Genomic DNA, 23,382 nt, shown 5'->3' with positions numbered 1-23,382 from the left:
ACACAAAAGCCCCTCGACATAGCAAGGGGCTCACCGCAACGAGAATTTTCTGGTTGCGGCTAGCTAAGGAGGAGAAATTTATGCACGTCTCTACTTTAGCGCACAAAAAGTACGACGGCGGGAGGCCGCCTTTGGGATAAAGGTGGGCTCCCGCCGTCGTACTTCACTGCTGTTTGGCAGTGCTGTTACAGCACGTCCTCGTCAACCCAGTCCATGGACTTGGTGACGGCCTTCTTCCACAAACGCATCTGACGGTCACGCTCAGCGGCGTCCATGTTGGGCTCCCAGCGCTTGTCCTCAGACCAGTTCGCCGAAAGCTCGCCCAAGCCCTTCCAGAAGCCCACTGCCAGACCTGCCGCGTAAGCTGCGCCGAGCGCCGTGGTCTCGGTGACCTTGGGGCGGATCACGGGTACGCCAAGGATGTCCGCCTGGAACTGCATGAGGGCATCATTGGCAACCATGCCGCCGTCGACCTTCAATTCCGTCAAGTCAACGCCGGAATCCGCGTTGACGGCGTCCAAGACTTCGCGGGTCTGGAAAGCGGTGGCTTCCAGTGCAGCCCGGGCAATGTGGCTCTTGTTCACAAAGCGGGTCAGGCCCACAATGGCGCCACGGGCATCGGGACGCCAGTACGGGGCGAACAAGCCGGAGAAGGCTGGGACAATGTATACGCCACCGTTGTTCTCTACCGAAGCGGCGAGCTCTTCCACCTCTGGTGCTGACTTGATCATGCCGATGTTATCGCGCAGCCACTGGATGAGGGAACCGGTGACGGCAATGGAGCCTTCCAGAGCGTAATGCGGGGCTGCGTCGCCTAGCTTGTAGCCAAGCGTGGTGAGCAGCCCGTTCTTCGAGTGAACAATTTCCTCGCCCGTATTGAAGATCAGGAAGCAACCGGTGCCGTAGGTGTTCTTGGCCTCACCTGCTTCAAACGCGGCCTGGCCGAACGTGGCTGCCTGCTGGTCACCGAGGATTCCGGCCACGGGAACTTCACGCAGCAGCTGGCTGCCGTGCACGTGCCCGTAGACCTCGGAAGAGGACTTGATGGCCGGCATCATGGATTTCGGCACACCAAAGACAGCCAAAATCTCGTCATCCCAGGCCAGGGTTTCCAGATCCATGAACATGGTGCGGGAGGCGTTGGTGACGTCGGTGATGTGCACTCCACCGTCAACACCGCCGGTCAGGTTCCAGGTGACCCAGCTGTCCGTGTTGCCAAATAGCAGATCCCCAGCTTCCGCCTTGGCGCGGGCGCCGTCAACGTTGTCAAGGATCCATTTGATTTTGGTGCCGGAGAAGTAGGTGGCCAGGGGCAGGCCCACCTTTTGCTTGAAGCGCTCCACGCCGCCGTCAGCAGCCAGTTCATCAACGATGCTCTGCGTGCGGGTGTCCTGCCACACGATGGCGTTGTAAACCGGGACGCCGGTGTTCTTGTCCCAGACAACCGCCGTTTCGCGCTGGTTCGTGATGCCCACGCCAACAATATCGTGCCGGGTCAGGTTGGCCTGGGCAAGAGCGGTACCAATGACCTCGCGGGTGTTGTTCCAGATCTCGGTGGCGTTGTGCTCAACCCAGCCCGCCTTCGGGAAGATCTGCTCATGTTCTAGCTGACCAGTAGAGACGATGTTCCCGTCATGGTCAAAAACGATGGCACGGCTGCTGGTGGTGCCCTGATCAATGGCAATTACATACTGAGACATCTTTGTTTCCTTTGCTCGTGATTCATGTGAAGAACAAACAGCAGGTACTTAGGCAGTTACTACCAGCGGCAGCCACTGTGCAGCGGCACCACCCAAGGCGCCACCAAGGAGCGGGCCCACCACGGGAACCCAGGCGTAGGACCAGTCACTGGAACCCTTGCCCTTGATGGGCAGCAAGGCGTGGGCAATACGCGGCCCCAGGTCACGGGCAGGGTTGATGGCGTAGCCGGTAGGCCCACCAAGGGATGCACCGATACCAACAACAAGCAGGGCCACGGGCAGTGCCCCGAGTTCGGCCGGACCGTTGGCGAAGTGCAAGATGACAAAGACAAGAACAAAGGTGCCGATGACTTCGGTGGCTACGTTCCAGCCGTAGCTGCGGATGGCCGGACCGGTTGAGAACACACCCAGCTTCGTGGCAGCATCCGGCTCACCATCGAAGTGTTGCTTGTAGGCCACCCAACACACAACGGCACCTATAAACGCACCCACCATCTCGCCACCAAAGTACGTCATGGTGGAGCCGAAGTTCACGGCCACATCGGGAGCATATTCAGCCTTACCGTTGGCTAGGATTCCGACTGTTACTGCAGGGTTGAGGTGGGCGCCCGATTTGGCAGCGACGAAGACACCGGCAAAGACTGCCAGGCCCCAGCCCCAGTTAACTAAAAGAAACCCGCCGGCATTGCCTTTGGTTCCCTTCAGGGCAACGTTTGCAACAACACCACAACCCAACAGGGTGAGCATCATCGTTCCCATCACCTCGGATGCGAACACAATTCCAAGAGACATCTTTGACTCCAAATGGCTAGTTTTTACATGAAAAGATCAACCTTTATTGGTTGCTCCTCTTGAGCCCCCTTTGCCCCCCTGGGGCTTAGGCAATCAAGCTTTGTACGTGGACGCCGTGGAAGCGTGCCAACACATCGACGCTGTGGCTGATTTCTTCCGCCACCTTTGCTGCATTCCATCCCAACGGTCCAGCCAGCGCTGCTGCCGTCTCGGCCAACAGTTCACTGGTAACCAAGCCCCGGAAGGCCAGGGAGGTGCGGCGGATCATAACGTCGATGAGGTGCCCAATTTGTTCGTGCTCCACCATGAACGCAACTTCCCGGTCACTGAGCTCGTCGGTGGAATTGAAGACGGTATCAATCCCTTCCCCGAGGTACGCCAGAACTTCTTCAGCGCGCGTTCCGTAACGGGTCAGAAGAACTCCTGCCCGTGCGGCCGTCACCGAGTCGCTGGTGTGGGCCAAAATCCAGGCTTCCACTCCGGCGGTGCTATCCGGGAAATTCACGCCGCCACCAATGGGCAGCTTGGCGGTGGACCGCTTTCGCGGTGCACCAAGAATGGCCAGAACGTCATTGCTCATGTGCTCTGCCAAGGCCCGGAACGTAGTCCACTTGCCACCAACCAGGCTCAGCACCGGCACTGTTTTGCCGCCGATACTGTGCTCGGCCCGCTCAATACGGTAGTCACGGGAAACAAACCCGGGCGCCGTTTCATCGTGGCGCGGCAGCGGGCGGACCCCGGCGAAGCTGTAAACAATCTCCTCGCGCGTGACCAGGACGTTGGGGAAGACGTGTCCAATGAGATCGAAGAAGTAGTCAATTTCATCTTCCGTGCACACGGCATCCGCCGTCATATCAGCGTTGACGTCTGTGGTGCCCACCAGGACTCTGTCTCCCATGGGGTAGATCAGCACAATCCGGCCGTCAGTGTGTTCAAAGAAGATTTCACGGCCGTTGCAGGCCGCCAGCAGACCGGGGTGGTCAAGGACAATATGTGAGCCCTTGGTGCCACCCATGAAGCGGGTGGGTGAGCCCATGTCGGTGTTGGTCATATCCACCCAGGCACCCGTGGTGTTGACCACAACATCGGCAGTGAAGGTGAACTTTTCGCCGGTGAGCTGATCGGTGAGCTCCACGCCGTCCTCAGCAACAGCTGTGACGGCCAGGTAGTTGGTGGCGCGGGCCTTGGCCTCGGCAGCCGTGGCCGCGGCTGCACCGGAGACGGGAAGCCCGGCCTTTTCGCCATCCTGCAGGACATCCAAAGTTAGCCGTTCCGGGTTGTGCACGGAAGCGTCGTAGTAAGTTGCCGCGTACTTGATGCCCGAATGCAGCTGGGGCAGCTCGGCCAGAGCCTTCTTGCGGCCCTTGAAATCGTGGCGGGGTACCGTGCCACCGTCACGGGAGAACGCGTCATACAGTGTCAGGCCAGCCTTGATCAGGAAAGCGCCGCGCTCTTGGGGCTTGCCCTGCTTGTGAGTCAGGAAGCGGATGGGGGCACTAAGAATTCCAGAGAAGGTGCTGAAGATGGGGATGGTGGTCTGCAGCGGCTTGACGTAGTGAGGTGCAATCTTGAGCAGACCATTGCGCTCCACCACGGATTCCTTGACCAGACGGAATTCGCCGTTTTCTAAGTACCTGATGCCGCCGTGGATCATGTGTGAGGACGCGCCGGAGGCTCCCTGGCAGTAATCGCCGCGTTCCACGAGCGCCACATCAATACCTTGAAGGGCTAGATCCCGGAAGGTGCCCACACCGTTGATCCCGCCGCCAATGATCAGGACACTGGCACGCGGACGCTGCTTCAGAGCCTCAACCTGGGCACGCACAACTGCTTGCGTTTCTTCGGGTGCATTGTTCTTGCCAGCGTTGCCGTGGTGTCCCACATCGACCTCTTTCGAGTCCAGTTTAATTGCGCTCTACGCGCCTCGTACCCTTATTGTTGGAGCAAATGAACAATATAGTCAACAGACCTGCACAAACGTGCAGAAAGGGTGTGTGAACCGTGAGTTCCAAGCGGATAAAACAGCAGGACACCCTCCGAGCTGCACAAATGTACTACTTGCAGGACCAAACCATGGATGCCATTGCCAGGGAGCTGCGAACCTCCCGCTCCACGGTGTCCCGGCTGCTCTCCACAGCCCGTGACAGCGGACTGGTGCAGATCCAAATCAAGACTCCCTCGGACCGTGCTCCGGAACTAGAACGCGCTATTCGCAAGCGCTACCGGGTGGAAGTCCATGTTGTTCCCGTTTCAGACATGCTCGGTGAGGTTGAAGTCTTGGAGCGGGTCAGCATGCAAGCAGCTCGCACCATTGGCCCATTGGTCGATTCCAATGCCGTGATTGGGGTGGCGTGGGGATCTACTGTCAGTACCGTCAGCCGCCATCTGACCCGCAAAACCACGCACGGCAGCACCATTGTCCAACTCAACGGCGCCGGAAACACCCAAACCTCCGGCATCACTTACGCCTCGGAAATCGTCCGTCGTTTCGGCACAGCCTATGGTGCCAAAGTGGAACAATTCCCGGTCCCTGCCTTCTTTGACCATGCAGAGACCAAAAACATGATGTGGCAAGAACGCAGCGTACGGCGCATCCTTGACCTGCAGGACCGCATGACCATTGCCATCTTCGGCGTGGGCTCCATGGATGCCGAAATCCCCAGCCACGTCTACTCCGGCGGCTATCTGGATTCCACCGACCTGGACGCGCTAGAAGCCAGCGGCGTAGCCGGAGATGTGGCAACAGTGTTCTTCCGCTCCGATGGATCCGATGACGGCATTGTCCTCAACTCTCGCTCCAGCGGACCTGACTTGGAAAGCCTGCGCAAGGTCCGGCGTCGTATTTGTGTGGTCTCTGGCGCGAAGAAAATTACGGGACTGCGCGGGGCCCTCGCAGCCGGTTTGGTCACTGATTTGATCCTGGATGAATCCACGGCCCGGGAATTGGTGGAATTGTCCAGCCCCTCCAACGATCCCATTTTTGGCTTCCTCAACGGCCTGGATGGCTTGTAGGCCGCGCCCCAATACCGTGCCGAGGCATGGACTGGGTAAAGTCGTGGATATGCAACGCTCCCCCAAACACACGCTCAACAACGGTGTAGACATTGACCAGCTCGGCTACGGCGTCTATAAGGTTCCGGCCCAGGAGTGCGCGGATTTGGTCTCCACCGCCCTCGATACCGGTTACAGGGCTGTAGACACGGCCGCGCTCTACGGCAATGAGGAGGGCGTAGGCCAGGCCATCCGCAACGCCGTGGATGGCGGTACTGCCCGTGCAGAACTGTTCGTGACCTCCAAGGTGTGGAATACAGAGCACGGCTACGACGCCACACTGGCCGCCTTCGATGCCAGCATGGAGCGGCTTGGCCTTGACGTGCTGGACATGTTCTTGATCCACTGGCCATGCCCCGAACGGGAACTCTTCATCCCTACCTACAAGGCGCTGGAAACCCTGTATGGCGAGGGGCGTGTGCGTGCCATTGGCGTGAGCAACTTCGAGCCGGAACATCTGGAGCAGCTCTTGGATTCCTGCGAGGTGGTCCCCGCCGTCAACCAGATTGAACTCCATCCCTGGCTGACCCAGACACGCCTGCGAGCGCTTCATGCCGAGCTGGGTATTGCCACCCAGGCGTGGAGTCCGCTGGCCCGGGGCACCATTCTTTCCGATCCGGTGCTGGTGGAACTTGCGGGAACGCACGGGCGCACTGTGGCCCAAATTGTGTTGCGGTGGCATGTCCAGTCCGGTCATTTGGTGATCCCCAAGGCCAGTTCCGGCGTACGCATGGCTCAGAATCTTCACGTTTTTGACTTTGCTTTGTCCCCGGAGCAGATGAGCATCATTGACGGATTGGATAGGGAGCGCCGTTCCGGTTCCAATCCAAAGGACGTGAACTGAGATGTCCGCCAAGATCAGTACGACGGCGCCAGCCGCACGTCTTGTAATTGACCTGGCCGGGCGGGAAAGGACACACGTGGTGGAGATCGCCGGCACCTCCGTACATTATTGGGAGTACGCGGCGGTTGGCTCCCCTGCGATTGCCGCCGACGTTGCGGCTGTCCCGGCCGCTACGACCGATGCTGTGGCTGCGCCTGCCCCTGTCCCTGCCTCTGCCGCTTCTCCTGTCCGGACCATTGTGATGGTCCATGGCTTCCGAGGTGACCATCATGGGCTGGAGCGTGTTGTGGAGCTATTGCCCCACGCCAGGATCATCATGGCTGATCTGCCCGGCTTTGGACGCTCACCGGCGTTCGCCTCCGGTGGCGGCCATGACATCCCCGGCTACAGTGCATTCCTGGGCGGCTTCCTTGATCAACTGGAGCTGGGGCCCGAGACCGTGTTGTTAGGCCATTCTTTCGGATCCATTGTGGTGAGCCACTTTGTGGCGGCCAACCCGGGCCGGGTGTACCCCCTGATTTTGGTCAACCCTATTGCCTCCCCCGCCTTGGAGGGCCCCAAAGGAATCATGACCAAACTGGCGGTGTTCTATTACTGGGCCGCGGCGAAACTCCCCGATGCCCTGGGCAACGCCCTGCTGCGCAGCAAAGTCATTGTCCATCTCATGAGTGTGACCATGGCCAAGACGCGGGACAAGGAGTTGCTGACTTTCATCCATGGCCAGCACCACGCCTACTTCAGCGGTTTCGCCAACCGGGACATGCTCCTGGAGGCTTTTCAGGCGTCCGCCGGTGGCACGGTCCGTGAGGTGGCCGCGTTACTGACGCTGCCTACCCTCCTGATTGCCGGGGAACTCGATGAAATTGCCCCCCTGCCCCATCAGCACAAACTCATAGAACGCCTCCCCGATGGCGAGCTGGTGGTCATTGCTGGGGTGGGGCATTTGATCCACTACGAAACACCCGAACCGGCAGCAGCCGCCATCACCGATTTCCTTGAAAGGCATCCAGCCCCTTGAGCACCACGAATGCGGCCATCACCCCGGCCCCCGCCAGCAAGCCAAGAATCGTCATGGATGCGCGTTTTACCCGGATGGATCACCATGATGGGATCAGCCGTTACGGCGCATCCCTCATGGCCGCCGTGGCCCCCTTTGCCGACGTCACCATGCTCATTCACGACGAGCGTCAGCTGGCATTGCTGCCGGATCTGCCGTGGGTGAAAATCAGCTCACCCCTCTCCCCGAGAGAACTCTTTGTGGCCCGCCAGGTGAACAAGCTGGGGGCGGATCTGGTGTTCTGCCCCATGCAGACCATGGGCAGCTGGGGGCGAAAGTATCCGCTGGTACTGACCTTGCACGATCTGATTTATTACGAGCACCCGGCCCCTCCCGGCTTCCTTCCCGCCCCGGTGCGGGTGCTGTGGCGGCTGTACCACAAGGCTTATTGGCCGCAGCGGATGCTCTTGAACCGGGCCAACGTGGTGGCCACCATCAGTAAGACCACGCTGGCCCTGATGCGCAAACACCAGCTCACCAAGCGGCCCATCCGGATCATTGGCAACGCACCCCAGGGTGAGAGGACCCCGCGGGACCCTGCTGTGGTTCCGGAGAAGTCGCTGGCTTACATGGGTTCCTTCATGCCATACAAGAACGTAGAAACGCTCATTCGCGGCATGGCCGAGCTGCCAGATTTCACTTTGAACCTGCTGAGCCGGATCACCCCTGAACGCCGGGCCGAACTTGTGAAGCTGATCCCTGCCGGGGCTACCGTGGTATTCCACAATGGCGTGAGTGACGCCGAGTATGACGAGTTGCTGCTGCGTACTACCGCGCTGGTCACACTGAGCAAGGCGGAGGGTTACGGGCTGCCGCTCGTGGAGGCCATGGCGTTGGGGACTCCCGTGATTGTTGCGGACACCCCTATTTTTCGGGAGGTGGGCGGGGAGGCTGCACGGTATGTGCCAGCCGATTCACCAACGGAGTTTGCCCAGGCCGTCCGCGCGCTGGACGCCCCGGGTATCTGGGCGGCATGTTCGACGGCGTCCGTGGCCCAGGCGGGCACCTTCAGCTGGGATGCCTCCGCCCGCGAGCTGATAGCCATTGCGCAGGAGCTACGCGCCACCTCATGAGTACGCGATTAATCCAGGCTCGGGCCAAGCCCCGATTCTGTTTCCCCTGGCTTGCCCTTTTACTGGGGCTGACCACGGGCAGCTTCGCCTTTCTGGGAATCCAAAGCGTCACAGCCACCCCCGGTGAGCATCTTGAGATTGTGGTGGAGGGTGCCCATCCGTTCAATATTTCCCAAGAAAGCGTCACTAAGGTTCTGGGCGGCCCGGTTGCCACGTGGCGCCCCATCCGTATTCTGGTTACAGACCGGCTGCTCAGCTCCGATGAGAAAACAGGCCGGAGCGATCCGGGTGCCGATGTCATTCTGAGTACGGCCATTGACAGCGATACCACCACCTTTTCAGGTGAACAGGGCTTCCTGGGCGCCGGCGTTTATCAGCCTGAAGGAGAACACGGCCAGCGGGTAAGCCACGCCCGTGACATCACCCAGACGTATTTGGACAACGTTGGGCTTGGCCATGGCCCCCAATCCGTAGCGGCGGCAGCGCTTCGATCTGCAGACTTGCTCGATGAGGGCCCCTTACTCCCGCCTCTGTTCTGGTGGGCGGGGACTGTCATTGGGCTAGGGCTGACGGTTGTGACTCTCACTCACTCGTTATCCCGCCGACGCCGCCATGAACGGCTATATCAGCGGCTTTCCGGCGCCCAACGCAAGTTGGCTGGCGTGGTTCTTGAACTCGAAGGACTCGAGGTGACCTACGCCAGCACGCCGGAGAAACTGCGGACAGCAGGGTACACGTCAACTTGGACGAGTATCCGCAATGCTTCGCTGGCCCTGGCCCGCTCGGAAGACGCCGTCATGGAGGCCGTTTACACCGCCAGTACCGCACTAAAACCAGAAGCGTCGAAGCTGGTGGAAATTTTTGAAAGCAAAGCTGCGAAGATAACCGCACAGGCGGATGCTCTCATGGGGGCCGGGTCAGTACTGGGTGAGCTTGCTGGCGGCCAAGGTGTGCTGGACCGTTTAGCCGCGCCTGTGTCCTTTGCCGGCCGTGAACTGCTGGCACGTCTTGATGCTCGGCCTCCCGGGACAGTAACAACACGGCGGGTACAAAATTTTAGGAAGGCACTCAATGCGTTGCTTGCCGTGGCGGCAGGTGGCCACGGCAGCGCTTCGACGCTCACCGCGTGGACCAGAGCGGAGGCCGATCTTCAACGCACAGCGCAGGCCATCAACCGTTCCTTACGCCACCGCCATATGCTTCCCGGTGGACGAGGACACCATGAGAACCTCTCGGCGCTTCGCGTGGGCATGGGACTCTCTGGATCAGAAGTGCTGCTCACTACACTCGATCAGGCTAACGCGGCCGCCCACTCACGCTTTGGTCCTCTGCCGGGAACAGATGAAGACCCCTTGGCGCTGCCCGATTTTAGCTGGTGGACGCTGCTGCCTGGTCCGGGCAGCAAACTATGGTTGGTGCTGGCAGGCATTGCACTGACGATTCTCTCGGTCACCGTCAGTAGTGTGGTGGTAGCCCAAAGACCCCATGCTCCCAGCGAGGAGGCTTCTGGGAGCAAGCCACTGCGCTCGCTCCACTTCGACGGGGATCTGGGCGGCATTGATCAGGGTGAGATTCGCCGCTATCTTCCGAACCACTTCACTGAGGATGTTGATGTCACCGTAGTAGTGCGCAGCGCCGAAGACTACTTGAACTGGCCAACCGGTCCGTACGTTCGTGACACACTGACCAGCGAATTCTATGAACCGCAAGTCCTCGTTGATGCGTTGTGGAGGCTCAAGAGTGAGTTCCCGGGGCTTCTTGATCCGGCAACTGCTGAGCTCCGCAGTGACCATACAATCATTCCCGTGTGGCGTGTGAACTCGGAATACGTAACGATCCCCGCCATCATCTCTGGCGCGGTAAACTTAGGCGGACGTTCCCACCTTAGCACCTTCGACTGGGAATACGGCAGCTACTTTGTTTCCGACCATGCGGAAAACCAAGTGATCTCCGCCGTCAAAGAGCTGTCCCTAGGGCTGGAAAGCAACAACTATAGTGAACCTGAAATCAATGGCTTCTGGCTCTTCGTGCTGCTGACTCTAAGCCTTGGACTATCCAGCATTACCCTGCTCCTCGTGATCCGCTACGGCGGCAGCGTTTCGATGCGGCTGGGACTCTTCGGACGCAACGCCCGGACGTTGCGCCGCCTACGTGATGAACTCGACGCCTTGGCCCTAGGCCTGGACGACTCCCGACTCAACGCGGTTGCCGGCCTTGGCGCCTCTCCAACAGACTCCAAGACTCCTGGAACGGTCGCTGAATCCGACCAGCGCATCTACGAGCGCACCTTGGCCATGGCCTGGCGCATTTCCGAGGATCTCGCTTCCCGGCCGCTCTCAGGACGTCTGGACGCTGGCTACGTGGCAGAAATCGATCACCTTGAAACTATTGTGACTGCTTTGGGACTGCGTGAGAACGATGTTAAACGCCGTACCCAGCAACTGCTCGATGCAACCTTTGGCAGGAGCAAGTTCCCGAAAAATTCAGGGCATACGGGCTAAGGCCGAGAGCCTGGAGGGCTTTATCCGCGCCGACCTGAGGGTGGGCCGCCTCGGAGCACTTGTTGTTGTAGCTTTTCTAGAACCGAAGGTTCGGCGGCGATCTCTACGGTGCTATCCGGCAGGGATAGCGTCAGCACCATCAACCCCGCAGGCACATGCCCCGACTTGCCAACAGAGACACGCTGTGGAGGGCCGGAAACACTCAGTACATCCAATATTTTCTGCTGCCCCAAGGGGACTTCCGAGCCGGACATGACCTCTTGGAAGAGGATTTGGTGCGGCTGACATGCGGCAGTGCCACCAGCCCAGGAGATTAAACAAGGTTGAGAAGATCCCTATTGACCACCCATTTCCACTGGTTCTGTAGATCAGAAGTGATCCCACAGCCATCAGTGCGATCAGCAGCGCAATGACTGCCCTCCTGTGCTGCCAGAGCCATTCCCTCATGTTTTGACCGAACTTTCTCGGGAGGATAGTCAATTCTGCGGCCCAATTCTGGCATCAGCAGCTCCCAGAACCGCGCCAACAGTGGGCCCAGATGGAGCTCAGTTTAGCCTTGTTCGCCTGCGCACGGGTGGGCTACAAGACGTCCAAACCGTCGCAGCGAACCTGCACAGGAGAGCCAACCCGCCGGGCAGCATTGGCGGCTTTCAGTGAACGCATGGCAGCGGTGACGCTGCCAGCCATGCTGTAGGGAAACAACAGAATAGTCCTGTAGTCCGGGGCCTGGTCAGCGGCAGTTCCTGCTGCACCGGCGGCGCCGCCAGCAGCACCGCCAGCCCCTGGGGCACCGAACGCAAGAGGAGCCGGGCCAATGGTGCGGACAGCCTGTGGCAAATCCAGGTCAGCCACGAACGCCGCAACATCGGCCTCGCTTCCCGTCAGGGACGCCAGGCGCATGGCCGGCGGCAGACCCAACTCGTGCCGCAGCGCAAACTCCCGCTCGGCATGGCCGGCCGGATCCCACCTAACTAGAGCCGCCACTTCAACAGACTCCTCAGCAGTGACGACAACCACGCCGCCTTCCTGCGCGGGCCGGACCAGTGCCGCAGCGTTCAGCCACCGCCGCAGAGTCTCCTCGCCGGCACGAAGCGATTCGCGCCGGAGCATGGAATCGCCGTCGAGCAGCAGAGCCGCCGAATAGCCGTGCGGAGCAACAGGCTCAGCCCCAATAGTTGCCACAACGATGGCGGCCCGGTCCGGCACCGTTGTCTTGATGTTCTCTCCTGAGGAGGAAATGACAGGGACCGACGGGAAGGCCCGCCCCAGCTCCTCCGCGGTCCGCAAAGCACCCACGGAAATAGCACGCAACAAATTGAACCCACAGGTGGGACAGCTAAAGGCAGTCTCGGCCGTACCGCACCATTTGCAGGTGACCATGGTTAGGGTGGATCCTGGCGCCCTGGACTGCATCAGCGGCCCCGTGCAGTGCCTGCACCGTGCAACCTCCCGGCACCGCTGGCAGGCCAGCCCCGGCGCGTAGCCGGTGCGGGCAACTTGAACAAGGACAGGCCCAAATTTCAGGGCATCCTTCGCCGCTGCCCAAGCCCTGTGCGGCAGCCTGGCCAACGCTGCGGCCGGGTCCCGTTCCTGTTCAAAAGAATCGGAAGTGCTGATGACCCTGGCAGTGGCCTTTCGCACGGCCGGGCGGGATGCAACGATCTCCTGTGCCCAACCGGTGGCTACGAGGCGCTGGGACTCGCTGCTACGGCTGTGCCCTGCCATGAGGACAGCCGTGTCCTCTACCTCGGAGCGCAACAGCAGGACGTCACGGCTGTGCTGATAGGGCGCGCGGCGTTCAATATGGAGTTCATCGCCGTCATCCCAGCACACAACCAGCCCAAGGTTGGTGACGGGGGCATAGGCGGCTGAACGGGTACCAATCACAATCCGCACATCCCCGGCAAGGACACGAAGAAAGTTGGCATAGCGCAGGTTAGGGCCGTCATCCGCGGTGAGCTTCACAAAGCTGCCCTCCGCTAGGACGTCGGCAAAGGCCTGCTCCAATAGCTCCAGGTCCCGCAGATCGGGAACAACCACGATGGCGCCACGACCTGACTGCGCGCAGTAGGCAACAATCTGGGCCAGCTGGCGCTGCCAGGAATGCGGCCCGAAGCCGGCGAGGGAACCCAGCACGGCCTTGGGGTTCTCCCCCATTGCCAGCCGGGTCAGGAACTCTTCGGCGTTCTGGTAATCGGCAAAAAGGGGGTATCCCGGCTTGGCGGGCGGCCCTGCTGGGGCAGGGGCTTCTCCTGCAGATTCCGCTTCCGCCAGCTCCGCAGCCTTTTTCAGATACACCTTTTCAAGGCTTGCCACCCGGGGCGGCACGGCCACACGCAGCACGTCCGCTACGGTTCCGCAGTAACGGGCAGCCACCTTGTGGGCCGCCCGGAGCACGGCGGGGGTCAGGACCTGCACGGGGGAATACACCCGTGTCAGCGGCACCAGCCGTTCGCTTTCAGATTCGGCTGCCCGGGCTACCAGGAAACCGTTGAGGTCCTGGCCAGAAAACTTGACCCGCACACGCACACCCGGCTGTGCCTGGGCGTCGAGTTCAAGCGGCACGGAGTAGTCGAACACCCTGTCAAGGTGTGGCAGCGGGGAATCAATGACTACGTGGGCAACAGGCAACTCGCGGGCCAGCACCACTCCGCTGTGCGGATCTGCCACACGCTGCTTCGCGACAAAGCCACTGAGAAGGCTCAACTGCACGCCTTCGGCCGGCCCCTCATGGTTCAGCGGTTCATCCATGACGTCCTCCCAGGGTGCGTGGTGCGGTTCGGGCCGCGTAAAACCGGCCCCTAAAACAAGCTAAGCACAGCCCACTGACAAAGTGTCGGCGGGCCGTGCTCGGCTGTGGATAAGCAAACGTGGATAGCTAAAGCCGTTAGGCGTTAAAGTACGCCTTGAGCGCATCCACGCGGTCAAGGTTCTCCCACGTGAAGTCGGGATCGTCACGGCCAAAGTGGCCGTGTGCGGCCGTCTTGGCGTAGATGGGGCGTTTCAAGTCAAGGCTGTCGATGATGGCCATGGGGCGCAGATCGAAGATGGCCGCAATGGCGTCTTCGATGCGGCGTGGATCCACCGTCTCGGTGCCGAACGTCTCCACGTACACGCCCACGGGGCGGGCCACACCAATGGCGTAACCTACCTGGATTTCAGCGCGCGCAGCTAGCCCGGCGGCAACAACGTTCTTGGCAACCCACCGCATGGCGTAGGCAGCTGACCGGTCAACCTTTGACGGGTCCTTGCCGGAGAAGGCGCCGCCACCGTGACGGGCCATGCCACCGTACGTATCCACAATGATCTTCCGGCCCGTCAGGCCGGCATCACCTACGGGTCCGCCCACAACAAACGGGCCCGCCGGGTTCAGGTATGTCTTGACGGAGGAAACATCCAGGCCTGACGCGTCCATCACGGGGGCAATGACAAATTCCGCCAGATCCGCGCGCAACTTCTCCAAGGAAGTGCCTTCGGCATGCTGGCTGGAGATGACAACGGTGTCCACTGATACGGGCTTTTCGCCGTCGTACCCAATGGTCACCTGGGTTTTGCCATCGGGTCGCAGGTATTCAAGCAGCCCGGACTTGCGCACATTGGTCAGGCGCTCCGAGAGGCGGTGCGCCAAAAAAATGGGGGTGGGCATGTAAGAGGCGGTCTCGTTGCTCGCGTAGCCGAACATGAGGCCCTGATCGCCGGCACCCTGGGTGTCATATTTGTCGACGGCAGTACCCTCGCGGACCTCCAAGGCGTTAAACACGCCATCGGAAATGTCCTGGGACTGCTGGCCAATGGAGACCGAAACGCCACAGCGTGCGCCGTCAAAACCATTGGCTGAAGAGTCATAGCCAATGTCCAGGATGGTGTTGCGTACAATCTGCGGAATTTCCACATAGGCGTTAGTTGTCACCTCGCCGGCCACATGGACCAGACCCGTAGTGGCCATGGTTTCCACGGCAACACGGGAATCCGGGTCTTCGGCCAGCAGCGCGTCAAGTATGGCATCACTGATCTGGTCGCAGATCTTATCCGGATGACCTGCCGTCACGGATTCGGAGGTAAATAGGCGCAGGGGGTTTACTGAAGTCACGTCTCTACTTTACTGGGGATAGCGCGCCACCCATTGCTGCGAGACACGGTTTGTCATCTATAGTATGTGCCGGCGCGCGGCTAATACTTGCTAATTCTTCCTAGTTCTTGCGAGTTCTTGCGAGTTCTTGCCTAGCTTCTGTGCAATAAGATGCACGACGACGTCAGCCACCTGGCGCTTGCTGCCCGCCGATTGCACAGGGCTGGAACCGTCCAGGGACAAGATCTCAACGTGGTTGTTATCCTGGCCAAAGACCCGCTCGCTGCCGCTTTCGCCGGGACCAACCTCGTTGACCACCAAAAGATCGCAGCCCTTGCGGCGCAATTTAGCCTGCGCATAAGTGCGTGCATCAGCCTCGTCGTCACCAGTTTCGGCGGCAAACCCAACAATGAGCTGCTGCTGGTTTTGCGCGGAACGGTGGGCCACCAATTCAACCAGAATGTCCGGGTTGCGGACCAAGGTGATGACGGGATCCTCACCATGGTCGCGTTTTTTGATTTTTCCGGTAGAAATAGTGGCCGGACGGAAATCAGCCACGGCAGCGGCCATGATGATCACGTCGGCGGTGGCCGCCGCTGCCAGGGTTGCCGCCCGCAGTTCAAGGGCAGTCTCGATTGGCTGGAGCCGGGCGGTTGCCGGAGGAGCAACGTCCAAGGGCGCGTGGATCAAGGTGACCTGTGCTCCTGCCGCTAGGGCGGCTTCGGCCAAGGCCACTCCCTGCTTACCTGAGGACTTGTTGCCCAAGTAACGCACGGGATCAAGTGGTTCTCGGGTGCCACCAGCGGTGATCAGAACATGGCGGCCCGCCAGCTCACCGGGTTCGGCGCCCGCTTGTTCCCCCGCAGAAGCTGCAGGTTCGGTCCCCAACGCTTCCCCCGCAGAAGCTGCGGATGCAGCGGGTGCCGGGGACGCGGCGTGGCGTTTGGCGGAATGCTCAACCAGACTCAGGGCGGCAGTAAAGATGTCTTCCGGCTCCGGCAGCCGGCCCGGACCCGAGTCGGCGCCCGTCAAGCGGCCAACTGCGGGGTCCAGGACGTGCACGCCACGAGATCGCAACGTAGCCACATTGGCCACCGTTGCCGCATGGGCCCACATTTCTGTGTGCATGGCGGGGGCAAAAAGCACCGGGCCTCGAGCCATGAGCAAGGTGGTGGTGAGCAAGTCATTGGCCTGCCCACTGGCGGCCTTGGCCAAAAGATCGGCGGTGGCCGGAGCCACCACGATCAAATCGGCCTCATGGCCGATCCTCACGTGGTTGACCTGGTCCACGGCGTCAAAGACATTGTTGGTCACGGGCCGCCCGCTCAGGGCCTCCCATGTAGCGGCACCAACAAAATTGGTGGACGAGTCGGTAGGAATGACCGTGACCTGATGCCCCGCCTCCGTGAAGAGGCGCAACAACAGGGCCGCCTTGTAAGCGGCGATACCGCCACCTACCCCCAAAACAATGTTCAGCTTAGACACCGTGGCTCAAACGCGCTTTAGACAGTCTCGACGGGAGTGGAAACCAGCAGGCCCTCGTCGATTTCACGGAAAGCGATGGAGAGGGACTTTTCATTGAGCTTGGTGTCAACCAGCGGGCCAACATATTCGAAAAGGCCCTCGTGCAGCTGAGCGTAGTAGGCGTTGATCTGGCGTGCGCGCTTGGCACCAAAGATGACCAGTCCGTACTTCGAATCCGCAGCTTCAAGCAGCGAATCGATCGAGGGATTGATGATGCCTTCGGGTTGTGTAGTCAATTACTTCTCCAAAAAATCGAAAGGGTGTCTTGCAGTTCCAGCATTGTTGCGTTCCAACAAATGCCGGCTCAAGCAGTGTGATGGGGGGTGAGCCCCATCAGTTCAACAAGCGCGGCTGCAGCCCGGCTTACCTGGTCATTGACAATGACGTAATCAAATTCCGGCGCGGCAGCAAGTTCCAGTTTAGCGGTTTCTAGGCGGCGGTGCTGTTCTTCAAGCGTTTCTGTGCCGCGTCCCACTAAACGGCGCACTAATTCATCCCAACTAGGCGGTGCCAGGAACACGAAATCAGCCTCCGGCATGGCTTTTTTAACTTGGCGCGCACCCTGCAAATCAATCTCCAGCAGCACTGACTTTCCGGCAGCCACGGCCGCCGCCACGGTGCTGCGCAAGGTACCGTACCGGTTCACACCATGGACAGTGGCCCACTCCAGCAAGTCACCCTTTGCCACCAGTGAATCGAATTCCTCTGCTGACTTGAAGAAGTAGTGAATCCCTTCTTCCTCGCCGGGGCGGGCCACACGGGTGGTGGCGGAAACTGAGAGCCACACATCCGGGTAGTTGTCCCGGATGAACGTGGACACGGTGCCCTTGCCAACAGCGGTGGGACCCGCCAAGACAGTGACACCACTGCGTGGCTTGCTCCGGTGGGTGAGTTCGGACGGTACGTTGAACCCGCTCATGACTTCTTTCCCAAGTAGTCAATGAGGGCGCGGCGCTGATGCACGCCCAGCCCACGCACCCTGCGGGTTGGGGCAATCCCCAGCTCGCTCATGATCACAGTTGCACGTACCTTTCCAATGCCCGGGAGGGCTTCCAATAAATCACTGACTCTGAGCCTGTCCAGGGCTGGCTCATCGAGCGCCGCGGAAAGCAAAGCGCCCACACTGAGCTGTCCTGTTTTCAAATCCTGCTTCGCCTGGGACCTGACCGCCCGGGCAGCAACGGCCTTAACCCGCGCGTCTGCGCGTTGTTCCTGCGAGAGGTGCGGCAAATTCACGAAAAAGCTCCCTGATGATGGCTGTCCCCGATGCGGATGGCGAACACGGTATTTATTTCGAACCTATCCGCACCGGGGAAGCAAATCAATCTGCGGCGAGGCATCCCCACCACATTCGGGACTACTTCAGGCTGGCTAGTGTTTCCACCGTAGCAGCCCGCAGGGCGGCAATGTCCGGCCCTGCTGCCAAGATGCCTCTGCTGGAGGTACCCAGAACCGCAGGGTATGCGGACCCAAACGTAGCCCGCATATCCGCCCCAGTGGCTCCTTGGGCGCCAAGCCCCGGAGCCAGAATAGGGCCGTTGACAGCGGCTAGGTCAATGTCCAGCTCGCGCAGCGCATTGCCTACGGTGGCACCCACCACAAGCCCTACCGAGCCGAGAGCAGCCGCCGCGTAGCGCTGATTCTCTTGCGCGGCCGCCTGCACAATGCGTTTGGCCACGGACTCGCTGCCACCGACATGCTGGACGGACGCGCCCTCCGGGTTGGAGGTCAGTGCCAGGACAAAAACACCCCGGCCGTTGGCTGCTGCCAGATCCAGTGCCGGCCGCAGGGATTCAAAGCCCAGGTAGGGGCTCAGCGTCACCGAATCTGCCGCCAGCGCTGAGCCCTCACGCAGCCAGGCATCGGCATAGCCGGCCATGGTGGAACCAATGTCCCCGCGCTTGGCATCAGCAATAGTGAGCACCTCCGCTTGCGCGGACGCGGCCAGCAACTCCTCAAGGACTGCCAACCCGGCCGAGCCGTGGCGCTCATAGAGCGCCACCTGCGGCTTGATGGCTGCCGCCAGCGCAGCCACGGCCTCCAGCACTGTCTGGGAAAAGGTGCGCAGGCCCTGGACATCATCCGCCAGGCCCCATGCGGCCAGCAGGCCCGGGTGGGGGTCAATCCCCACACACAGGGCACCGCGGGCCTCCATGGCGGCGGCGAGGCGTGCGCCGAACGAGACCCGGCCGCCGTCTGGGCCCTCTGCGGCGGGGGGCCCGCTGCGGGGCCCCCCGGCTCCGAGGGAGCCGCTGGGGATACTACTTGGCATTCTGCGCTGCCTGGCCTGCTGCCAGGACCACTGCGTGCTCCTGCAAGCTGGTGACGTCCCATTCGTAGGAGCGCAATGCTTCCATGGCCTGAACAGCCACGTTGAATTCAGCCACCGTGGTGATGCAGGGGCGGCCGTTGGAAACTGCCGCCGCACGGATCTCGTAACCATCCCCGCGAGCCTGGCCGCCTGAGGGTGTGTTGAAGATCATGTCAATCTCACCGTTGTTGATGAGATCCACAATGCTCTGATCATCCGAACCACCGCTCTCCTGGCTGATCTTGCGAACAGTGGTGGAGGCGATGCCGTTGCGGCGCAGGACATCTGCGGTGCCGCCTGTGGCCACAATCTTGTAGCCCAGGTCAACGAGGCGCTTGACGGCCATGATGATGGAGCGCTTGTCACGGTTGGCCACCGAGACGAACACCGTTCCGTCCACCGGCAGGGCGCCGTTGGCAGCTGCCTGGCTCTTGGCGAAGGCAGTATCAAAGTGCTTGTCAATGCCCATGACTTCACCCGTGGAACGCATTTCCGGCCCCAGCAGGGAGTCAACAACGTGGCCTTCAACAGTGCGGAAACGGTTGAAGGGCAGCACAGCTTCCTTCACAGCAACCGGGGCGTTGTCAGGTAAGTTCCCGCCATCTCCCACCTCGGGCAGGATGTGGTGGACGCTGCGCAGGTGGGCAATGGAGACACCCACACCAATCAAGGCAGCTGCCTTGGCCATCTGCACACCGGTTGCCTTGGAGACAAACGGTACGGTGCGGGAGGCCCGCGGGTTGGCTTCAAGCACGTAGAGGATGTCCGCAGCCAGGGCGAACTGGATGTTGATCAAACCACGCACACCAACGCCTTCGGCGATGGCGCGGGTGGCCGCACGGACCCGCTCCTGGACGTCCTTGCCCAAGGTGATGGGAGGCAGCACGCAGGCGGAGTCACCGGAGTGAATGCCGGCCTCTTCAATGTGTTCCATGATGCCGCCAAGGTACATGTCCTTGCCGTCAAAGAGGGCGTCCACGTCAATCTCAATGGCGTCTTCTAAGAACCTGTCGATTAGGACCGGGTGCGCCTCGGTGATCTCGGTAGCGTTCTTGATGTAGCGGGACAGGTTGGCCTCGTCATAGACAATCTCCATGCCGCGGCCGCCCAGGACGTAGGAGGGACGGACCAGCACGGGGTAGCCAATCTCATCGGCAATCTTCTTGGCATCGTTGAAGGACACGGCCGTGCCATTCTTCGGGGCGATCAAGCCGGCCTCATCCAGGACGCGGGAGAACATGCCGCGGTGCTCGGCCAGATCGATGGCTTCCGGGGAGGTACCCAAGATGGGCACACCGGCGTCGGCCAGTTCCTGTGCCAGCTTCAGGGGCGTCTGCCCGCCCAGCTGAACAAAGACACCCATCACGCCGCCGGTGCGCTCTTCAGCCGCGATGATTTCCAGCACGTCCTCGAGTGTCAACGGCTCAAAGTACAGGCGGGTGGAGACGTCATAGTCAGTGGAGACGGTTTCCGGGTTGCAGTTGACCATGACGGTCTCGTAGCCGGCCTTGCGCAACGCCATGGAGGCGTGCACGCAGGAGTAGTCAAACTCGATGCCCTGGCCAATACGGTTGGGCCCTGAGCCGAGGATGATGACGGAGGGCTTTTCATGGAGCGCAATCTCATCCTCCTCGTCATAGGTGGAGTAATGGTACGGGGTGTACGCGGCGAATTCCGCGGCGCAGGTATCCACCGTCTTGTAGACAGGGCGGATGTTCAATGCTTGGCGGACGCCACGAACCACTGCCTCGGAGTTATTGGTCAAGGCACCGATCTGGGCGTCAGAGAAGCCGTGGCGCTTGGCCAGCTTGAGCATTTCCGGGCTCAAGGCTGTGGACTTGCGGATGGTTACCGAGACTTCATTGAGCAGCACCAGCTGATCAAGGAACCAAGGGTCAATGCCGGTTGCCTCATACATTTGCTCCACCGTGGCACCGCCGAGCAGGGCACGTTGAACCTGGCCAAGACGCTCCGTGGTGGGACGCTTGGACGCTTCGATGAGTTCCGGCACGTCCAGGGCGTTGACGCTGTGGAATTCCAGGCTTGCACCCTTCTGTTCCAATGAGCGCAGCGCCTTCTGCAGGGCTTCGGTGAAGTTGCGGCCCATGGCCATGGCTTCGCCAACGCTCTTCATGGTGGTGGTCAGGGTGGGGTCCGCTGCCGGGAACTTCTCAAACGCGAAGCGGGGTACCTTGACAACCACGTAATCCAGCGCGGGCTCGAAGGAGGCCGGGGTCTTCTGGGTGATGTCGTTGGGGATCTCATCCAGGGTGTAGCCCAAGGACAGCTTGGTAGCGATCTTGGCGATAGCGAAGCCGGTTGCCTTCGAAGCCAGTGCCGAGGAGCGTGAAACGCGCGGGTTCATCTCAATGACCACCACTCGCCCTGTGTCAGGCTCGATCGCGAACTGAATGTTACAGCCACCGGTGTCCACGCCAACCTCGCGGATCACCGCAATGGAGATGTCGCGCAGATTCTGGTATTCGCGGTCCGTCAGCGTCATGGCCGGGGCCACGGTGATGGAGTCACCCGTGTGGACGCCTACCGGGTCAAAGTTTTCAATGGAGCAAACAACAACGACGTTATCGTTCTTGTCGCGCATCATTTCCAGCTCGTATTCCTTCCAGCCAAGGATGGACTCTTCGAGCAGAACCTCGGTGGTGGGGCTGTACTGCAGGCCTTGACCCACAATGCGCTCCAAGTCCTTGGGCGTGTAGGCCAGGCCGGAGCCGAGCCCACCCATGGTGAAGGAGGGGCGGACCACCATGGGGTAGCCAAGGTCCTTGGCCGCCTCGAAGGCTTCATCCAGAGTATGGATGATATGGCTGCGTGCCGATTCGGCACCGCAGCGCTCCACCACACCCTTGAACTTTTCGCGGTCCTCGCCGAGTTCAATAGCGGCGATGTTCGCACCGATCAGCTCCACGTTGTACTTGGCCAGAACACCATTCTTATCCAAGGCGATGGCCGTGTTCAACGCGGTCTGGCCACCGAGGGTGGGCAGGATGGCGTCGGGGCGTTCCTTGGCGATGATCTTCTCCACCACCTCGGGGGTGATGGGTTCAACATAGGTGGCGTCCGCGAACTCGGGATCGGTCATGATGGTGGCCGGGTTGGAGTTGACGAGGATGACCCGCAGGCCCTCTTCCTTCAAAACACGCAGCGCCTGGGTGCCGGAGTAATCAAACTCGGCAGCCTGGCCAATCACGATCGGGCCGGAGCCAATGACCAAAACTGATTTAAGATCTTCCCTCTTTGGCATTACTTATCTTCCTGGCTCTGTGTGCTCTGGCTGGCTGCACTCTGGCTCTGTGCACCCTGGTAATTGGTCATGAGATTGATGAACCTGTCAAACAGGTACGCGGCGTCATGCGGGCCGGCTGCCGCTTCGGGGTGGTACTGCACCGAGAAGGCGGGGATGTCGCGGCAGGAGAGACCTTCAACCACTTGATCGTTGAGGCTGATGTGGCTGACCTCAACGCGGCCAAAGCGCTCCTCGGGGGCCTGTGTGGGTCCCTCCAGCGGGGCGTCCACGGCAAAGCCATGGTTCTGGCTGGTGATTTCCACCTTGCCGGTGCTGCGGTCCATGACGGGCTGGTTCATGCCGCGGTGTCCGTAGCGCAGCTTGTACGTGCCAAAGCCCAGGGCACGGCCTAGGATCTGGTTGCCGAAGCAGATGCCGAAGTAGGGCACCCCGGCGTCCAAGAAAGCGCGCACAAAGGCCACCTGGGCATCAGCGGTGGCGGGGTCCCCTGGGCCGTTGGAGATGAACACACCGTCCGGGTTCAGCGCCATCGCATCCTCAAAGGACGTGCTGGCGGGTAGCACGTGCAGGCGCACACCGCGCTCGGCGAAGCGAGCCGGGGTCATGGCTTTCATGCCAAGGTCCAGGGCCACAATGGTGAATAGGGTTTCCCCGGTCCAGCCGTGATCGGCAGGCTCAACGACGTACGCTTCCTTAGTGCTGACCTCTTCGGCCAGGCGCAGGCCAGCCATGGACGGCTGGGCCTTGACCTCGGCGAGCATCTCGGCCTCGGAGCGTGCTGCAGCTTCACCTGAGAAGATGCCGGCCTTCATGGAACCGCGTTCGCGCAGGTGGCGGGTGATGGCCCGGGTGTCTACACCCTGGATGCCGACAATGCCCTGGGAGATGAGTTCCGCGTCAAGGGTGCCCTCGCTGCGCCAGTTGGAGGGGCGGCGGGCGGCGTCGCGGACAATGTAACCGGCAGCCCAGATCTTGGCTGATTCATTATCTGCCTGATTCACACCGGTGTTGCCAATGTGGGGTGCGGTCTGGACAATCAGCTGGCGGGCGTAGGACGGGTCCGTCAGGGTTTCCTGGTATCCGGTCATGCCAGTGGTGAAGACAGCCTCGCCCAAGGTTGTCCCCTGTGCGCCGTAGCTGCTGCCACGGAAAGTGCGGCCATCTTCCAAGACTAAAAGTGCCTGTACAGGCATGG

At 60.8% G+C, this 23,382-nt stretch carries 17 protein-coding genes; 5 read left to right on the top strand and 12 right to left on the bottom strand.

What is annotated here, in order from left to right:
- Window positions 1–185: 185 nt before the first annotated feature.
- From glpK to RY113_RS04655, 3 genes are all read right to left on the bottom strand, one after another.
- Window positions 186–1,700 (bottom strand): glycerol kinase GlpK, encoded by a 1,515-nt coding sequence (gene glpK / locus RY113_RS04665; RefSeq protein ID WP_110106434.1) that lies wholly within the window; start codon window positions 1,698–1,700, stop codon window positions 186–188.
- Window positions 1,701–1,748: 48 nt separating this feature from the next.
- Window positions 1,749–2,492, bottom strand: a complete 744-nt coding sequence (locus tag RY113_RS04660; protein ID WP_110106433.1) for an MIP/aquaporin family protein — start codon at window positions 2,490–2,492, stop codon at window positions 1,749–1,751.
- An 85-nt stretch (window positions 2,493–2,577) separates the two neighbouring features.
- Window positions 2,578–4,374 carry a glycerol-3-phosphate dehydrogenase/oxidase gene (locus RY113_RS04655; protein WP_396334211.1) on the bottom strand — a complete coding sequence of 599 codons (1,797 nt, stop codon included), beginning with the start codon at window positions 4,372–4,374 and terminating at the stop codon, window positions 2,578–2,580.
- Between the two features lie 167 nt (window positions 4,375–4,541).
- Between RY113_RS04655 and RY113_RS04650 the strand changes: the two genes are divergently transcribed.
- Genes RY113_RS04650 through RY113_RS04630 form a run of 5 tightly spaced genes read left to right on the top strand, consistent with a single transcriptional unit; the run spans window position 4,542 to window position 11,018 of the window.
- Window positions 4,542–5,504: a sugar-binding transcriptional regulator gene (locus tag RY113_RS04650; RefSeq protein ID WP_110106431.1), complete on the top strand. Its 963-nt coding sequence runs from the start codon at window positions 4,542–4,544 to the stop codon at window positions 5,502–5,504.
- A gap of 49 nt (window positions 5,505–5,553) precedes the next feature.
- Window positions 5,554–6,387 (top strand): aldo/keto reductase, encoded by an 834-nt coding sequence (locus RY113_RS04645; protein WP_315913699.1) that lies wholly within the window; start codon window positions 5,554–5,556, stop codon window positions 6,385–6,387.
- 1 nt (window position 6,388) lies between these two features.
- Window positions 6,389–7,405, top strand: coding sequence for an alpha/beta hydrolase (locus RY113_RS04640; RefSeq protein ID WP_315913698.1), 1,017 nt, complete (start codon window positions 6,389–6,391; stop codon window positions 7,403–7,405).
- A 53-nt stretch (window positions 7,406–7,458) separates the two neighbouring features.
- On the top strand, window positions 7,459–8,517 hold the full coding sequence (locus RY113_RS04635; protein WP_110106519.1) for a glycosyltransferase family 1 protein: 1,059 nt from the start codon (window positions 7,459–7,461) through the stop codon (window positions 8,515–8,517).
- On the top strand, window positions 8,514–11,018 hold the full coding sequence (locus RY113_RS04630) for a hypothetical protein (RefSeq protein WP_315913697.1): 2,505 nt from the start codon (window positions 8,514–8,516) through the stop codon (window positions 11,016–11,018). Before RY113_RS04635 ends, RY113_RS04630 begins: the two co-directional genes overlap by 4 nt.
- 579 nt (window positions 11,019–11,597) lie before the next feature.
- Here the strand turns inward: RY113_RS04630 and RY113_RS04625 are convergent.
- The 9 genes from RY113_RS04625 to carA all read right to left on the bottom strand — a co-directional run bounded on the left by RY113_RS04625 (window position 11,598) and on the right by carA (window position 23,380).
- Window positions 11,598–13,769, bottom strand: a complete 2,172-nt coding sequence (locus RY113_RS04625) for a primosomal protein N' (RefSeq protein WP_315913696.1) — start codon at window positions 13,767–13,769, stop codon at window positions 11,598–11,600.
- Window positions 13,770–13,905: 136 nt separating this feature from the next.
- Window positions 13,906–15,108 (bottom strand): methionine adenosyltransferase, encoded by a 1,203-nt coding sequence (gene metK, locus RY113_RS04620; protein ID WP_315913695.1) that lies wholly within the window; start codon window positions 15,106–15,108, stop codon window positions 13,906–13,908.
- Window positions 15,109–15,198: 90 nt separating this feature from the next.
- On the bottom strand, window positions 15,199–16,563 hold the full coding sequence (locus RY113_RS04615) for a bifunctional phosphopantothenoylcysteine decarboxylase/phosphopantothenate synthase (protein ID WP_315913817.1): 1,365 nt from the start codon (window positions 16,561–16,563) through the stop codon (window positions 15,199–15,201).
- Window positions 16,564–16,589: 26 nt separating this feature from the next.
- The gene (gene rpoZ / locus RY113_RS04610; RefSeq protein ID WP_038462701.1) at window positions 16,590–16,847 is read right to left on the bottom strand and encodes a DNA-directed RNA polymerase subunit omega; all 258 of its coding nucleotides are present in this window, start codon (window positions 16,845–16,847) and stop codon (window positions 16,590–16,592) included.
- 68 nt (window positions 16,848–16,915) lie between these two features.
- Window positions 16,916–17,530, bottom strand: a complete 615-nt coding sequence (gene gmk, locus RY113_RS04605) for a guanylate kinase (protein ID WP_110106424.1) — start codon at window positions 17,528–17,530, stop codon at window positions 16,916–16,918.
- Window positions 17,527–17,847 (bottom strand): integration host factor, actinobacterial type, encoded by a 321-nt coding sequence (gene mihF, locus RY113_RS04600; protein ID WP_110106423.1) that lies wholly within the window; start codon window positions 17,845–17,847, stop codon window positions 17,527–17,529. Before mihF ends, gmk begins: the two co-directional genes overlap by 4 nt.
- A 121-nt stretch (window positions 17,848–17,968) precedes the next feature.
- Window positions 17,969–18,883 (bottom strand): orotidine-5'-phosphate decarboxylase, encoded by a 915-nt coding sequence (gene pyrF / locus RY113_RS04595; protein ID WP_315913694.1) that lies wholly within the window; start codon window positions 18,881–18,883, stop codon window positions 17,969–17,971.
- On the bottom strand, window positions 18,873–22,184 hold the full coding sequence (gene carB / locus RY113_RS04590; protein WP_110106421.1) for a carbamoyl-phosphate synthase large subunit: 3,312 nt from the start codon (window positions 22,182–22,184) through the stop codon (window positions 18,873–18,875). Before carB ends, pyrF begins: the two co-directional genes overlap by 11 nt.
- Window positions 22,184–23,380: a glutamine-hydrolyzing carbamoyl-phosphate synthase small subunit gene (gene carA, locus RY113_RS04585; protein ID WP_245932195.1), complete on the bottom strand. Its 1,197-nt coding sequence runs from the start codon at window positions 23,378–23,380 to the stop codon at window positions 22,184–22,186. Before carA ends, carB begins: the two co-directional genes overlap by 1 nt.
- Between the last annotated feature and the right edge of the window lie 2 nt (window positions 23,381–23,382).

This window comes from Arthrobacter sp. lap29 (assembly GCF_032458965.1).
Classification (GTDB): Bacteria; Actinomycetota; Actinomycetes; order Actinomycetales; family Micrococcaceae; genus Specibacter; species Specibacter psychrochitiniphilus.
Note: the sequence above shows the minus strand (reverse complement) of the source record. Positions and strands in the feature narration are given on the sequence as shown.